The sequence below is a fragment of the Shimia sp. genome (genome assembly GCF_039969785.1).
Taxonomy (GTDB): domain Bacteria; phylum Pseudomonadota; class Alphaproteobacteria; order Rhodobacterales; family Rhodobacteraceae; genus Shimia.
In genome coordinates this window covers 101,282-114,546 of record NZ_JBDVNC010000044.1, presented here as the reverse complement: position 1 = coordinate 114,546, position 13,265 = coordinate 101,282, and the positions used below count along the sequence as shown (strand labels likewise).

Genomic DNA, 13,265 nt, shown 5'->3' with positions numbered 1-13,265 from the left:
ACACCGGCGAACGGGTCAGAGCATCAGTCAAGCGCATAGCCTTTCGGTTTGAACATCGGATCGGCGTAGTGGCTGATTTCCATTTCGATGCCGTGATTGATCTGGCTGTTGGTCAAATTCTCGGCGCTGGGGTGGCGATAGACCACGTCATGCCCGTCAACCGAAGGTGCCTCTTTGTCTTTGACCGCACCAAGGCGTTCCGCAAGGCGGATCGAGTCGAGGTTTTTGGGGTCGAGGTAAGACACCGCGCCGTCCCAGCCCAGCGTGCCATAAAAATACTTGCGCGCCGCATGCAGCGCCTCAAGCGCATAGCCGTGTCCGGCAGCATCCGGCCAGATGATCCATGCGATCTCTTTTTCCGGCCACGCGGCGGGCATCCAGCCACCGGCCATGCCATAGGTTTCATCCGTCACCTTGTCGTGGATCATCCACATGCCATAGCCGCGAATGTTCCAATGGCCGATTTCAGCGGCATAGAGCATCCATGTTTCATAGGCATTGAGAGGACCGCCCATGAATCGCGAACGGTATGAGGCAAAGGTGGCCTTGAAGTTCGGGTAATCCTCGGGCGCGGGGCCGCGCAGGATCAGACGTTGGGTTTCAAGGACGGGGATGTTTTCGGTGGCCATTACGCGGTCTCCACTTTGGGATGGCGGTAGAGGTGACAGTTGTATCCATTCACAACTGTTTCACGCTCAAAGGTGGCACCCAGTCGCGCAGCAAGGGCCAGTGATCGTGTGTTTTCGGGGGCTATCAGGCTGATCAGAGCGTTCAGATCAAAATGACGGGCCGCATAAAGACGGGCGGCAGTGGCGGCTTCAAATGCCACGCCTTTGCCTTCGAAACCTTCAAAGAGGGTCCAGGCCAGTTCGGGTTCGGGCCATTCGATGTGGTGCAGAACACCCGCCCAGCCAGCAACCTTGCCGGTTGCCTTGTCCTGAATATACCACAGGCCATAGCCCCGCAAAGCCCAGTGCCCCGCTCCGCGCAGCATCGCGCGCCAGCAGTCGCCTTCGTCCATCTGACCGCCAACGCTTTCAGCGCGTTCAGATGCGAAGAATTCGACCACCGCAGGCAGATCTTCGGTGCGGTGTGCACGCAGGATCAGGTTTTCGGTCTCGACCGTGGGAATGGTAAAGGAGGTCATGCATAGGCCTCCGGACTGCCGTCGTTGTCATCAGCCGCGTGGCGATAGACCAGACAGGGTTTGTCGGGATGGGGTTGAGCCGCATCTTTGTCCAGCGTGGCGCCAAGCCGTTCGGCGAGCGCAATGGATGCGCTGTTGGCGGGGGCGATATAGCTGACCACGGTGGGCTGGTTCAGGGCCACAAAGGCATAGTCGAGCGCCGCGCGGGCCGCTTCGGCGGCAAAGCCGTGACCCTGGTCTGCGTCATCAAACAGCAACCAGCCAATTTCAAATTCAGGCCAGTCGGCAGGGTGCCACGGGCCCACCAGACCAATGGCGCGGCCTGTATCTTTGAGCGTCACAGTCCACATGCCATAGCCGCGAATGTCCCAGTGGCCAATTTCGCCGGCAAAGCTGCGCCATGCGGCGCCCAGCGAATGGGGACCACCGACATAGCGTGAGCGATCAGACTGAAAAAACGCGAGCGCGGCGTCGGCATCCTGTGCGTTTGGTTTGCGCAGGATCAGGCGATCTGTGGTCAGGATGGGCGCGGTCATTGCAGCGCCTCGCCAATGCTTTCAGATGTCAGATGATAGGTCAGACAGCCAGGATACCAGTCAGGGGCAGGCAGATCGGTCAGTTGTGCCCCAAGCTTTTCGGCCACGCGCACCGAGGGTTTGTTATCTGGCTGCACCAGAATTTCCAGCAGTGGCCAGCCCTGATCACCCAACAGATGATCGCGCATGGCGATGGCGGCTTCGGTGGCATATCCGTTGCCTTCGTGCGCGCCATCCCAGAGGGTCCATGTCAGTTCAGGTGGTTTATTGGCGTCAATGCCCAGCGGGCCGACATGGCCAATGGCTGTATCATCAAGCGTGATCGTATAGCGTCCGTAGTCGCGGATTTGCCAATGGCCTAAAACGGTGGCGAATTTCTCGAAACATTCATCCTCGGTATACGGACCGCGTACAAAATGACTACGCGGGCCCATGTAATAGGCCGTATACGCAGGCAGGTCCGATGGCTCGGGCCGACGCAGCCGCAAACGCGGCGTGGATATGACCGAGGCCAGTGTCACTTACTTTTTCTTTCCAAAGCCAGAGAGACCGGGGGGCAGGCCGCCGCCGCCAAGACCGGGCAGACCGCCGGGCATACCACCTCTGCCGCCAAGCGCTTTGGCGGCTTGTTCCATTGCCTTGGGGTCCATGCCTGCGGCCATTTCTTCGGGGCTGGGACCGCCTTTTCCAAACATGCCTTTCATGGCCTGTTTCATCATGCCGCCTTTGCCCATCTTGCCCATCTTCTTCATCATGTCGCCCATCTGGCGCTGCATCTTCAGAAGCTTGTTCAGGTCGGACACTTCCATGCCGGAGCCTTTGGCAATCCGCTTTTTGCGCGAGGCTTGAAGGATCTGGGGATTGGCGCGCTCAAGTTTGGTCATCGACTGGATCATGGCGATCTGGCGCACGATGGTGCGGTCGTCAAATCCGGCGTCCTGCACGTTTTTGGCCATTTTGGCCATGCCGGGCATCATGCCCATAACGCCTTCCATGCCGCCCATTTTCTGCATCTGCTCAAGCTGCATTTTCATGTCGTTCAGGTTGAAGCGGCCTTTTTGGAACCGCTTCATCATGCGTTCGGCTTGTTCAGCCTCGATGGTTTCCTGAGCTTTTTCGACCAGCGCAACAATGTCACCCATGCCCAGAATGCGGCCTGCGATACGCTCAGGCTCAAAGGTTTCCAGCGCGTCCATTTTTTCGCCAAGACCGACGAATTTAATCGGCTTGCCGGTGACTGCGCGCATCGACAGCGCCGCACCGCCACGGCCGTCGCCGTCCATCCGGGTGAGGACCACGCCGGAAATGCCGATCTTGCCGTCAAATTCTTCGGCAACCTCAACCGCGACCTGACCGGTCAGCCCATCAACCACAAGCAGTGTTTCGCGGGGGTTGACTGCGTCGCGGACATCTTCGACCTCTTGCATCAACACTTCGTCGATCTGAAGACGACCGGCGGTGTCGAGCATATAGACGTCATAACCCCCCAGCGTGGCCTGTTGTTTGGCGCGCTTGGCGATCTGAACCGCGGTTTCGCCGGGCACGATTGGCAGCGTGTCGACGCCCACTTGCGTGCCCAGAACCGCCAGCTGTTGCTGCGCAGCGGGGCGGTAGATGTCGAGGCTGGCCATCAGCACGCGTTTGCCGTTTTTCTCGGTCAGGCGTTTGGCAAGCTTACCGGTGGTGGTGGTTTTACCAGAGCCTTGCAGACCCACCATCAGGATCGGGGCCGGGGCGTTGTCGATTTTCAGCTCGCCGGGTTCGTCATTGTCGCCCTGCAGAACGTGCTGAAGTTCGTCATGCACGATCTTGACGACCTGCTGACCCGGGGTGATCGACTTGGTCACGGCCTGACCGGTGGCTTTTTCCTGAACCGCTTTGACAAAATTGCGCGCGACAGGCAGCGAGACATCGGCCTCAAGCAGCGCGACGCGCACCTCGCGCAGGGCGGTTTTGACGTCGTCTTCGGAGAGCGCGCCCTGTTTCGTCAGACGGTCAAAGACCCCAGAGAGGCGTTCGCTTAGATTTTCAAACATCGCTACCGGCTCCTATACTGCCCGTTACTATCTGACCCGTACATAAGGACGGACCGCCCAAACGCCAATGTCCCCCATGGGCGCGACGCGCTGATGGGGGGCGATCCCGGCATATAGCCATGGGACCGGAAGCTTGACGGACTCCCGGAATGTCAGGCGCGAATAAAATGTTTGGGAGGCAGAGTCAAGCCAAGGCGAAGGATGCTTGCCCGACGCGGATGTCGTGCTAACATTTTAAACAGGGGGCGCGCGAATGAATTTGCAAGAGAGGTATTTAGAATGGACAAATCGATGACGCCGAAAGAGGAAGAAACCCTTTTGATCGGGCTGGAAAATGCGGCCAGAGATATGCGCGCCGCAGTTGACCGATCGGACAAGCCTAATCTGGCGGATCTTCCGGAAGGGCGTAAGCAGATTTTGCTGGTCGAAAGCTATGCTATGTACACGTCCAACTGGATTTCGAGCGCGGCAAATCCGGTCACAAACTCTCAGCCCTATATTTCTGTGACAGGACGTCCTTCGCCCAGCTCAGAAGTGACATCCGCCTATATTCGGTTCGTGGACGCGGCGGATATTGCCATGCCCCGCTATTCCGCGGCGGCCAAGCGGATACAGCTTTTTCTGGACTATCGGTGCATGCCGCAGATTCTGACACAGCTAAGCCATGCAAACCGGTATCTGTGGATCGGGCATTATGCGGGCGGTCATTACTATGGTGATTTGCACAGTTCTGACTGACACGTTCAGACATCACACGGCTAGATTTTTCGGCGCAAAGCACGCCATGTACTTTTGCCAAGATAGCCCAGCATCAGGCCAAACGCGTTTTTGTCAGTGCGTTCGGACGGTTCCTGAGCGGCGGCCATAAGGTCCATCTGCCAGACGTAATATTCGACCCGTGCCACCGTGTTGACGAGGTTGATCAACCAATGTTGCGCGTTGATGCCCCATGATCCCGACCCAAGTGTCAGGTTGTCTTCGGAAATGCCGATCTGATCGGCCTTACCAGATATCAGATCAAAGGCGCCGTCGGGATGCACGCACAGCGGGCGGGCGAGACCAATCATGTCGATGCCATCTTGTGTAATGGCCTGCTCCATCGCGGCGCGGCTGCGAAATCCGCCTGTGACCATAAGCGGGATGTCAACCACGGCGCGGATTTCACGGGCATATTCCAGAAAAAACGCCTCGCGCGCTTTGGTGCTGTCGCGTTGCGGTTGATCGCTGGTGGCCTGGGCAAAGCTCATTTCTTCGTAGGTGCCGCCTGAGATCTCCAGCAGATCGACGCTGTCATCCTGAAGCCAGCGGGCGACCTGTTTACATTCTTCCAGCGTAAAGCCGCCTTTTTGGAAATCCGCAGAGTTGAGTTTGACACCTATTGGGCAGTCGGGACCAACGGCGGCGCGGGTTGCGGCAACGATGGCGCGCAGGAACCGCGCCCGGTTTTCCAGCGAGCCGCCCCAATCGTCGGAGCGACGGTTGGTGATCGGGGACAGGAACTGGCTGACCAGATAGCCGTGAGCGCCGTGAATTTGCACACCGTCAAATCCAGCCTTGCGCACGATGCGGGCGGTTTGGGCATAGCGGCGGATGGCGTCGGCAATGTCATCCGTCGTCATCTGGCGCGGCTTGGCAAACAGGCCCAGCAGGCGCAGTTTTTCGGTTGACGGCGACAAGGGGCGGGCATTCACAACTATCGGGCACTGGCGGCCCGGATGGCTGATCTGAACCCAAGCCTGTGTGTCATTGGATTTTGCGGCTTTGGCCCATTCGCTCAGCCGAGGCAGGGCGCTTTCGTCTTCGGCGACCACATTGCCCGGGCGTTCGAGATAGCGCCGATCCACCATGACATTGCCGGTGACCTGCAGGGCAAGCCCACCCTGTGACCAGCGCCGGTAAAGGTTCAGGTGCTTGTCTGTAGGGGCGTCGCGTTTGTCAGCCATGGCTTCGGTCATGGCGCTTTTGCCGAGACGGTTTTTCAGGACGGTGCCATTGGGCAGGGTCAGAGGAGTTGCGATGGGTGACGGTGTCATGAAATGCCCTTTGCCGCGAATGGTGTGCCGGTTTTGGGCACGCTATCAGGCAATTGCCTGGGCGGGCACCGTTTTCTGGGGCTGCTTACCGGGGCTGAGGGCTGAGGACTTGCAGCGTGGGCGCGAAACGGGCAGTAGATTGGCAGGGAAGTAAGGGGGGTTGCCATGGATGCGCCATCTGCGGCTCAGGACAGTTTGCCGGTCAGCTCGGATGCGCTTTTGGCGCGGCTGACAGAGTGGGGGCTGGCCTATGAATTGTACGAACATGCGCCATTGCGCACGGTTGAGGATGCCAAATCGGTAGAGGCGGCCATGATGGTGCCGGGCGAAGCGGCATTTCGGATCAAGAACCTGTATTTACGCGACAAGAAAAAGCGCAACTATCTGGTGACGCTGGAACAGGACCGGGCGATTGATCTGAAGGCGCTGGGCGCCAAGCTGGGGATTGGCAATCTGAGCTTTGGTTCGGCGGATCGGTTGTTGGAACATCTGGGCGTACGCCCGGGCGCGGTGACGCCTTTGGCGATGATCAACGGCGTGCAGACGGGTGTTCGGTTTTTCATGGATGAAGCGTTTCGCGCGGCAGACCGGATTTACATGCACCCGCTGGTGAATGACCGCACAATTGCGATGACGCGGGTCGATGTGCTGGCGCTGTTTGAGCGGCTTGGCGTCGCACTTGAGTGGATTGAGACCGAATGAGGCACCTGCCGGCTTGTCAGATTTTGACGTGGGCGGTTTAGTTGGGTGGCAAGGGGAGAGTTTGAGTGACGCAGAACGCATTGAGTGAAGAGCAGATCCGCAGGTTTCGCGATCAGGGTTATTTATACGTGCCTGGATTGTTTTCCGGGTCCGAAGCGCAGGGCGTGACCGGATGGATCGAAGAGCTGGAAGCGCGCGAAGAGAAAGCGGGCGATGTTTGGAAATACTTTGAGACCGCCGAAGCAGATGGGCAGCGGTTGCTGAACCGGATCGAGAATTTCGTGCCGCATCATGACGGGTTTTCCGGGTTTGTCGCGGATGACCGGTTGTTGGGGGCCTGTGGTCAGTTGTTTGGCGAGACTGCGGTGCTGTTCAAGGACAAGATCAACTTTAAAAAACCCGGCGCGGGCGGGTTTGAGGCGCATCAGGATATGCAGGCGGGCTGGGATCAATATGGCGATCTGCACATTTCGGTATTGGTGGCTGTGGATGCGCAGACCCGGGAAAACGGTGCGCTGGAGATTGTGCCGGGATATCACGACAAGGGATTGCTGGGCGAGATGTGGGCGCCGCTGCAGGATGAAAATCTGGTTGGCGCCGCGTGGGAGCCCTGTTTTGCTCAGCCCGGAGATGCGTTGTTCTTTGACAGTTTTGCACCGCATCGGTCCGGGCCAAACCACAGCGCGGCGGCGCGTCGGGCGATGTATCTGACCTATGGCCGCGTGTCAGACGGGGATCAGCGGGCGCGGTATTATGCGGATAAATACGCAAACTTCCCGCCAGATATCGAACGCGATCCTGACGGGGAGTATGGGTATAAGGTCTGAGGACCGGGCAGCCTATCCGATGGGTGACTGGTCGCGGTGTGAGACCAGCGTGTAGAGTGCAAGCACTCCAAGCACGAAGGCTGGCAGTGCAGAGCCGCCGATCAACACCAGATGTGTCACAACGGCCCCGGCCATGGTGCAGGCCAGAAGGCCCGCGCCAATGAACTGAAGACCCGGCACCCAGATCAACACGGCCCCGCCGATTTCGATCAGGCCAGTGACATAGCGGAACCACTGGCCAATTCCGACACCGTCAAAGGTGGCGACCATCATGTCGTGACCGGTCAGTTTAAAGAAACCGGCGGTGACAAAGGCCAGCGTCAGCAGGACCTTGGCGGTGATCAAAGCGTATTTTTTCATGGTCGTTTCCTGTGGGTTCAAGCCGCCAGAGGCGCAACGGCGTTGCCGTCTTTGTCCTGAATGGTGACGTCGGTGATGCCAACAAACCCCAACACAAAGCGCAGGTAGTTGGAGGCAAAATCAAAGTCGGATTCAAGCTTGGTGCCGCCCGACGCAATGGTGATGATCGCCTTTTTGCCTGTCAAAAGGCCTTTGGGGCCGTTTTCTGTATAGGCAAAGGTCACGCCCGCGCGGGCGATCTGGTCGATCCATGCTTTGAGCACGGCGGGCAGCGAAAAATTGTACATGGCTGCGCCGATGACGATGGTGTCGGCGGCTTCGATCTCGGCAACCAACGCGTCGGACAGGGCCAGGGCACTGGCCTGTTCGCGGGTGCGGTTTTCCGCGGGAGTGAATGTGGCAACGGTGAACGTCTCGTCAAGAAACGGCAGGCCATTGGCCAGATCGCGGCGGATCACTGTGTCGGCGTTCTGGTCGGCGACAATTTTGGCAGACGCCTGACGGGATGCGGAATCTGTGAAACGGGCGGAGGCATCGATGTGCAATACTGTGGTCATTGTGGGGTCCTGATATTTGATTAAGTGTCTGCTGAATATTTGGGTGATTGCAAATTCACACACAATGGAGATAATTGCGCATTGAGTGTTGGAATTTGCACATTGGATTGAACAGAGGGTGGTCATGGATAACTGGGATGAAGTGCGCACGGCCTTTCAGGTTGCGCGTATGGGAACAGTCAGCGGCGCGGCGGACGTGTTGGGCGTGCATCACGCGACGGTCATTCGCCATGTCGACTCGTTGGAAACCCGCATGGGCGTAAAGCTTTTTCAGCGCCATGCGCGCGGCTATACCGCGACCGAGGCCGGACAGGATCTGATGCGGGTGGCACAAGCCACGGATGATCAGTTCGGACAGCTTGAGGGGCGCATCAAGGGGCGTGGTACCGAAGTGTCGGGCGAACTGGTGGTGACGTCGCTGGGCGGGTTTGCCAACTTGATCACCCCGGTTCTGGCAGAGTTTCAGGTGGCGCATCCCGACCTCATGGTGCGATTTCTGACTGATGACCGCGTGTTTCGGCTGGAATATGGTGAGGCCCATGTGGCCATTCGCGCCGGGGTCCAATCCGAGATGCCCGACAATGTCGAACAGGAACTGGCGGATTTGAAAGTCGGCCTGTTTGCCAGTGCCGCCTATATCGCGGAACATGGCATGCCGGAAACCGAAGAGGATTTGATCCATCATCGGTTTGTGGGTCACGACAATGAAAACAGCCGTGCCCCGTTTTATCAATGGCTGGGGGAACGGGTGCCGCGCGAAAATGTGGTGTTTCGTACCAATTCAGACCGCGCGGCAATCTCGGCCATTCGCGGCGGTGTCGGGCTGGGGTTTGTGTCTTTGTTTTACACGCAGGAGATGCCGGATTTGCAGATGGTTATGGCGCCACAAGACGCGTGGTCGTCGCGTATGCGATTGGTGACACATGTCGACTTGCACCGTACCGCGAAGGTGCAGGCGTTTCTGAAACATCTCAAGACCCGCGCCAAAGAATGGCACGGTATATGAACCCGGTTTCCCGCGGCCATCTGGCCATGCTTACGTTTTCGGCGCTGGTGGCCGGGTCATTTTCGTTAGGCTCTTTGGCGGCCAATGAAATTTCGCCGAACGCGTTGACGGCAATCCGGTTTTTATTGGCGACAGGTGTGATCGGGCTGGTGGCGATGGCGACGGGCGGGTTGCCCCGCGATATGTGGCGCGCGCCGTGGCGGTATTTTATTTTGGGAGGCTTGTTTGCCGCCTATTTTGTGTTGATGTTTGAAGGGTTAAAGACCGCCGCCCCGGTCAGCACGGCGGCAGTATTTACATTAACGCCGTTGATCTCGGCCGGGTTTGGCTGGACCTTGTTGCGTCAGATCACCACGCGACGCATGGCGATTGCGCTGGGCATTGGTGCCACTGGCGCGTTGTGGGTAATTTTCCGGGCAGACTGGCACGCGTTTTTGCAATTTAGGGTCGGACAGGGGGAGATGTACTATTTCTGCGGCTGTGTCCTGCATGCTGCCTATACGCCCATGGTGCGCAAACTGAACCGCGGCGAAGCGTCGGTTGCGTTTTCTTTTGGCTCTTTGGCCGCCGGTTGTATCTTGCTTGCGATCTGGGGATGGAATGACATTGTGACGACGGACTGGGCGGGATTGCCGTCTATCGTCTGGATCACGCTGGGCTATCTGACTGTGTTTTCGACTGCGGCCACCTTTGTATTGTTGCAATATGCGTCGCTGAATCTGCCATCGGCCAAGGTGATGGCCTACACCTACCTGGTGCCCAGCTGGGTCACTATCTGGGAGATCGCGTTGGGCCATGGTGCACCTAACCTTTTGATTTTGATCGGAGTTGTGCTGACGGTCATCGCGTTGCTGTTGCTGCTGCGGGACGAACATTGATCTGCATCACGGTGAAATCCCCGAGAGCGAACAAACTGACATAAAATGCAAAGCGCTGTAACCAACAATGGCTGACGTCAGAGGAGTGATGCCGCCAACAATGCGCCGCTTGTGAACATTCCGCACACCGGGACCAAAAGCGGTACGGAAAAATGATCATTCGCGGGTTCAGCTCTGCGTTTGATTGCTACCAGTGCCAAATTCACACATAAGAAGACGCACAGAACGATCTGCGATGTCCATCCGGCAAGCCGTTCGATCGGCAAAAATAGGCTTAGTCCGAGAATACAAAGTGCGACAAAAACCGTGGAGACATACGGGGTTTGAGTGCGGGCCGAAAGACGCGCGAAATAGGCAGGCAGGCGACCACGGTCCGCCATGCCATATAAGACCCGCGACACCATGATCATCTGGATCAACACCCCATTTACTGTGGCGACGACAGCAATCGATGCAAACCCGAACTGTACTGTCTCAGGCGCGCCGGCAAATACGAGTGTCAATGGCGCGGACGAGCCTTTCAGTGCTTCCATCGGGACGGACATTAGCACTGCGACACAGGTGGCGAGATAGAGGATCGTCGCAATGACAAGCGTGTAAATGATGGCTTTTGGAAGCGTTCTGCGGGGGTCCTCAACTTCTTCTGCGACATTGACCATGTCTTCAAACCCGATAAAGGCGAAAAAGGCGAGCACTGTCGCGCTGACAATTCCGACCCAGTGTCCGCCCAGCAAGGGTGGCACCATATCTGTCGCAGAGACGCCCAACCGTTCAGACAGAGCCACACCCCAAACGATCACAACAATCAGGCCGAGGATTTCGATCATTGTGATGATGCCCGCGACCATGACGGATTGAGTTATCCCCCACCATGCCAGCAAAGCAATTACCACAACGATTCCGAAGATCAGGGTCGAGGGGTGCGCACCGGTGAGATTACCCAAATACCCAGAAGCACCAACGGTGATCGCTGAGGCCGAAACCAATCCTGAAACAGCGACAAGGAGACCCACGACTGTCGCGATGTCAGCGCGACCAAACCCGGCATCGACATAGGCGGATTCTCCGGCACTGACCGGGTAGCGCGTTGCCAGCTCAGCATAGGAAAAGGCTGTAAACCCGACAACAATGGCCGCCTGCAGAAATGCGGCCCATGCGTAAGGCCCTGCCTGCGCCGCCGTGACACCAATCAGAACGTATATCCCAGCCCCAACGGTGACCCCCAGCCCGTAGAGAGTAAGAAGCGGGAGGTTCAGTGATCGGCGAAGGGACGTTGCTGGCGTTGTATTGCCCTGTGTCATCGAAATTGACCTTCTATCCATGGACCTGCCATTTCGGAGCGGCGATTCTGTTCAGGACATAAAGTAGTGCTCAAGTCATTAAGTATAATGAGATCTATAAAGATCCACCATCAAAGACTGACCTGACGCAAGCTCGACCTGTGTCAGGTTCTTTGCCTCAGCATGCGGAATTGGCATAGCAGGTGTTTGCAGTTGAAAGACCAGGCGCCGATTTGTTTTCCGAACCGGTTATCCGAAGGCCGCGATCTAGTCTTTGAGTTCGGTCTGTAAGAACCGCTCAAAAGCCTCGAGGTTCACCGGTTCGAACTGACCAAAGCCCTGCATCCAGACCGAAGCGTCGCGCATGGCGTCGGGTTCCAGTTTGCACCATTTCACGCGGCCGCGTTTTTCCTGACTGATCAGGCCTGCCGCCGTCAGAACGCCGAGATGTTTGGAAATCGCGGCCAGCGACATCTCGAACGGCTCGGCGACGTCGGTGACGGCCATGTCGTCTTCGAGCAGCATATTCAGGATTTCCCGGCGGGTCGGGTCGGCCAAAGCTGCAAAAACCTGATCAAGGGAATGTGCCATGCCTTGTCTTAGCCAAGTGGGGGGCGCAGGAAAAGGGCTTCATCCGTATGGGTGATGGGTGTTTTGCGATGGCAGGCGTAGGCGGCGCCATTCCAGATCAGCCCCATCAAGGCCGATATCGCGTGCCTGACGGTCTGAAAGCCGTGGATAGAACTGACGTTTGTCTGTCAGGGCGCCTCGGAGTTTGTGGAACGGGAGGCGGGCCGGGATCGACAGGATGCCCCAGATTTTTGCACAAGTGTTCTGAGCGCGCCCAAGCGCGATACCATATGAAATGGTCATGATTTATCCGATCTATTAGTTGTTTCGTTATTTTTAACGCAGTGGGAGTGTGGTGATCAAACAGCATTGCTTGACATGATGTGTGCAAAAAAGGCACGTATTGGGCATGTCTCGAAATCTTCCACCTTTGAATGCTTTGCGAGCTTTTGATGCGGCGGGACGGCATGAGAGTTTCAGCCGAGCAGCAGATGAGCTGCGGGTCAGCCATTCTGCGATCAGCCGTCATGTGCGCGGATTGGAAGCGCGGCTGGGGGTCAAATTGTTTCGTGATCTTCCGCGCGGTGTGGAACTGACGATGGAAGGGCGCGGTTATCTGGAGCGGGTGTTGCCGGCGTTGGATATGATTTCCGAGGCGACTGACGATTTGGCCGCATCTCCGCGCGGGCGGGTTACGGTGAACAGCGAGCCGCTTTTTGCGGAACGGTTCATTTTGCCACGTCTTGCAAAGTTTCAGGCGGCATACCCAGAGGTTGAGGTGCGATTGGATGCGTCGGCCCGTCTGGCGGATGTTGAACGCTACGAGGCGGATATTGCCATTCGGTTTGCGCATACCGGTGCGTTGGACGGACCGTGTGATTTGTTATCGTCGGCGCCTTTGTACCCGCATGCCACGCCCGAATTGATGGCGGAGAAAATTCGGAAACCTGAAGACATGTTGCATTTGCCAAGATACCGGGACCGGTCCAACAACATCTGGATACAGTGGTTTGCCGCCGCCGGGGTCAGCGCTGAGGGCCTGACGGATGGTGGGTGGCGATTGAAGTCCCCGTTGGCCTATGAGGCCGGGCTGAACGGGCTTGGGGTATATATCGGATCGTCTGAATGCGTTTCGATGGATTGTGAGCGGGGCAGGCTGGTCAGGTGCTTTGATATTGGCATCCGGGACGGGGCGTTCTTTCTGGTTTATGGAAGTCGGGGCACCCGGCGTTCTGCTGTGAAACAGTTTCGGGCCTGGTTATTGGATGAAGCCCTGCCGTTCCGGTCACCTGTGGCGGCTGAGTAAAATCAACCAGATGGTTGAATATCCCTT

17 protein-coding genes are annotated in these 13,265 nt (G+C 57.5%); 6 read left to right on the top strand and 11 right to left on the bottom strand.

What is annotated here, in order from left to right:
- Positions 1-23 precede the first annotated feature (23 nt).
- The 5 genes from ABJI08_RS19725 to ffh are packed head-to-tail and all read right to left on the bottom strand — an operon-like array spanning position 24 to position 3,719.
- A complete protein-coding gene (locus ABJI08_RS19725; protein ID WP_348403568.1) occupies positions 24-629 on the bottom strand; it encodes a GNAT family N-acetyltransferase in 606 nt (201 codons plus the stop codon).
- On the bottom strand, positions 629-1,147 hold the full coding sequence (locus ABJI08_RS19720) for a GNAT family N-acetyltransferase (RefSeq protein ID WP_348403567.1): 519 nt from the start codon (positions 1,145-1,147) through the stop codon (positions 629-631). The genes ABJI08_RS19725 and ABJI08_RS19720 overlap by 1 nt, the downstream gene beginning before the upstream one ends.
- A complete protein-coding gene (locus tag ABJI08_RS19715; RefSeq protein WP_348403566.1) occupies positions 1,144-1,683 on the bottom strand; it encodes a GNAT family N-acetyltransferase in 540 nt (179 codons plus the stop codon). The genes ABJI08_RS19720 and ABJI08_RS19715 overlap by 4 nt, the downstream gene beginning before the upstream one ends.
- Complete coding sequence (locus ABJI08_RS19710; protein ID WP_348403565.1) at positions 1,680-2,204, bottom strand: GNAT family N-acetyltransferase; 525 nt, start codon at positions 2,202-2,204, stop codon at positions 1,680-1,682. The genes ABJI08_RS19715 and ABJI08_RS19710 overlap by 4 nt, the downstream gene beginning before the upstream one ends.
- Positions 2,205-3,719, bottom strand: coding sequence for a signal recognition particle protein (ffh, locus tag ABJI08_RS19705; protein ID WP_348403564.1), 1,515 nt, complete (start codon positions 3,717-3,719; stop codon positions 2,205-2,207).
- Positions 3,720-3,998: 279 nt separating this feature from the next.
- On the opposite strand from ffh, the gene ABJI08_RS19700 reads away from it, so the two are divergent.
- The gene (locus tag ABJI08_RS19700; RefSeq protein WP_348403563.1) at positions 3,999-4,457 is read left to right on the top strand and encodes a hypothetical protein; all 459 of its coding nucleotides are present in this window, start codon (positions 3,999-4,001) and stop codon (positions 4,455-4,457) included.
- A 20-nt stretch (positions 4,458-4,477) separates the two neighbouring features.
- Here ABJI08_RS19700 and ABJI08_RS19695 read toward each other — a convergent pair whose 3' ends face one another.
- Complete coding sequence (locus tag ABJI08_RS19695; RefSeq protein WP_348403562.1) at positions 4,478-5,752, bottom strand: NADH:flavin oxidoreductase/NADH oxidase family protein; 1,275 nt, start codon at positions 5,750-5,752, stop codon at positions 4,478-4,480.
- A 165-nt stretch (positions 5,753-5,917) separates the two neighbouring features.
- Between ABJI08_RS19695 and ABJI08_RS19690 the strand changes: the two genes are divergently transcribed.
- Both ABJI08_RS19690 and ABJI08_RS19685 read left to right on the top strand, forming a co-directional pair.
- Positions 5,918-6,454, top strand: a complete 537-nt coding sequence (locus ABJI08_RS19690) for a prolyl-tRNA synthetase associated domain-containing protein (protein ID WP_348403561.1) — start codon at positions 5,918-5,920, stop codon at positions 6,452-6,454.
- 65 nt (positions 6,455-6,519) lie between these two features.
- Positions 6,520-7,281 (top strand): phytanoyl-CoA dioxygenase family protein, encoded by a 762-nt coding sequence (locus ABJI08_RS19685; protein WP_348403560.1) that lies wholly within the window; start codon positions 6,520-6,522, stop codon positions 7,279-7,281.
- A gap of 12 nt (positions 7,282-7,293) precedes the next feature.
- Here ABJI08_RS19685 and ABJI08_RS19680 read toward each other — a convergent pair whose 3' ends face one another.
- Positions 7,294-7,641 (bottom strand): DoxX family protein, encoded by a 348-nt coding sequence (locus ABJI08_RS19680; RefSeq protein ID WP_348403559.1) that lies wholly within the window; start codon positions 7,639-7,641, stop codon positions 7,294-7,296.
- Positions 7,642-7,658: 17 nt separating this feature from the next.
- Positions 7,659-8,198, bottom strand: coding sequence for an NAD(P)H-dependent oxidoreductase (locus tag ABJI08_RS19675; RefSeq protein ID WP_348403558.1), 540 nt, complete (start codon positions 8,196-8,198; stop codon positions 7,659-7,661).
- 124 nt (positions 8,199-8,322) lie between these two features.
- On the opposite strand from ABJI08_RS19675, the gene ABJI08_RS19670 reads away from it, so the two are divergent.
- Positions 8,323-9,204 carry a LysR family transcriptional regulator gene (locus tag ABJI08_RS19670; RefSeq protein WP_348403557.1) on the top strand — a complete coding sequence of 294 codons (882 nt, stop codon included), beginning with the start codon at positions 8,323-8,325 and terminating at the stop codon, positions 9,202-9,204.
- Positions 9,201-10,082, top strand: a complete 882-nt coding sequence (locus ABJI08_RS19665; RefSeq protein ID WP_348403611.1) for a DMT family transporter — start codon at positions 9,201-9,203, stop codon at positions 10,080-10,082. The genes ABJI08_RS19670 and ABJI08_RS19665 overlap by 4 nt, the downstream gene beginning before the upstream one ends.
- A gap of 77 nt (positions 10,083-10,159) precedes the next feature.
- Here the strand turns inward: ABJI08_RS19665 and ABJI08_RS19660 are convergent, their stop codons facing one another.
- The 3 genes from ABJI08_RS19660 to ABJI08_RS19650 form a co-directional block, all read right to left on the bottom strand.
- Positions 10,160-11,404 carry an APC family permease gene (locus tag ABJI08_RS19660; RefSeq protein ID WP_348403556.1) on the bottom strand — a complete coding sequence of 415 codons (1,245 nt, stop codon included), beginning with the start codon at positions 11,402-11,404 and terminating at the stop codon, positions 10,160-10,162.
- Positions 11,405-11,629: 225 nt separating this feature from the next.
- A complete protein-coding gene (locus tag ABJI08_RS19655; RefSeq protein ID WP_348403555.1) occupies positions 11,630-11,953 on the bottom strand; it encodes a metalloregulator ArsR/SmtB family transcription factor in 324 nt (107 codons plus the stop codon).
- 39 nt (positions 11,954-11,992) lie between these two features.
- Positions 11,993-12,235, bottom strand: coding sequence for a hypothetical protein (locus ABJI08_RS19650; RefSeq protein WP_348403554.1), 243 nt, complete (start codon positions 12,233-12,235; stop codon positions 11,993-11,995).
- A gap of 106 nt (positions 12,236-12,341) precedes the next feature.
- Here ABJI08_RS19650 and ABJI08_RS19645 point away from each other — a divergent pair, with 106 nt between their 5' ends.
- The gene (locus tag ABJI08_RS19645) at positions 12,342-13,238 is read left to right on the top strand and encodes a LysR substrate-binding domain-containing protein (RefSeq protein ID WP_348403553.1); all 897 of its coding nucleotides are present in this window, start codon (positions 12,342-12,344) and stop codon (positions 13,236-13,238) included.
- Positions 13,239-13,265 lie beyond the last annotated feature (27 nt).

Excerpts from the sequence above, each read along its gene's own strand:
- ABJI08_RS19725 (WP_348403568.1), bottom strand. The coding sequence starts at position 629 with ATGGCCACCGAAAACATCCCCGTCCTTGAAACCCAACGTCTGATCCTG.
- ABJI08_RS19720 (WP_348403567.1), bottom strand. The coding sequence starts at position 1,147 with ATGACCTCCTTTACCATTCCCACGGTCGAGACCGAAAACCTGATCCTG.
- ABJI08_RS19715 (WP_348403566.1), bottom strand. The coding sequence starts at position 1,683 with ATGACCGCGCCCATCCTGACCACAGATCGCCTGATCCTGCGCAAACCA.
- ffh (WP_348403564.1), bottom strand. The coding sequence starts at position 3,719 with ATGTTTGAAAATCTAAGCGAACGCCTCTCTGGGGTCTTTGACCGTCTG.
- ABJI08_RS19700 (WP_348403563.1), top strand. The coding sequence starts at position 3,999 with ATGGACAAATCGATGACGCCGAAAGAGGAAGAAACCCTTTTGATCGGG.
- ABJI08_RS19695 (WP_348403562.1), bottom strand. The coding sequence starts at position 5,752 with ATGACACCGTCACCCATCGCAACTCCTCTGACCCTGCCCAATGGCACC.
- ABJI08_RS19690 (WP_348403561.1), top strand. The coding sequence starts at position 5,918 with ATGGATGCGCCATCTGCGGCTCAGGACAGTTTGCCGGTCAGCTCGGAT.
- ABJI08_RS19680 (WP_348403559.1), bottom strand. The coding sequence starts at position 7,641 with ATGAAAAAATACGCTTTGATCACCGCCAAGGTCCTGCTGACGCTGGCC.
- ABJI08_RS19675 (WP_348403558.1), bottom strand. The coding sequence starts at position 8,198 with ATGACCACAGTATTGCACATCGATGCCTCCGCCCGTTTCACAGATTCC.
- ABJI08_RS19670 (WP_348403557.1), top strand. The coding sequence starts at position 8,323 with ATGGATAACTGGGATGAAGTGCGCACGGCCTTTCAGGTTGCGCGTATG.
- ABJI08_RS19665 (WP_348403611.1), top strand. The coding sequence starts at position 9,201 with ATGAACCCGGTTTCCCGCGGCCATCTGGCCATGCTTACGTTTTCGGCG.
- ABJI08_RS19660 (WP_348403556.1), bottom strand. The coding sequence starts at position 11,404 with ATGGATAGAAGGTCAATTTCGATGACACAGGGCAATACAACGCCAGCA.
- ABJI08_RS19655 (WP_348403555.1), bottom strand. The coding sequence starts at position 11,953 with ATGGCACATTCCCTTGATCAGGTTTTTGCAGCTTTGGCCGACCCGACC.
- ABJI08_RS19650 (WP_348403554.1), bottom strand. The coding sequence starts at position 12,235 with ATGACCATTTCATATGGTATCGCGCTTGGGCGCGCTCAGAACACTTGT.
- ABJI08_RS19645 (WP_348403553.1), top strand. The coding sequence starts at position 12,342 with ATGTCTCGAAATCTTCCACCTTTGAATGCTTTGCGAGCTTTTGATGCG.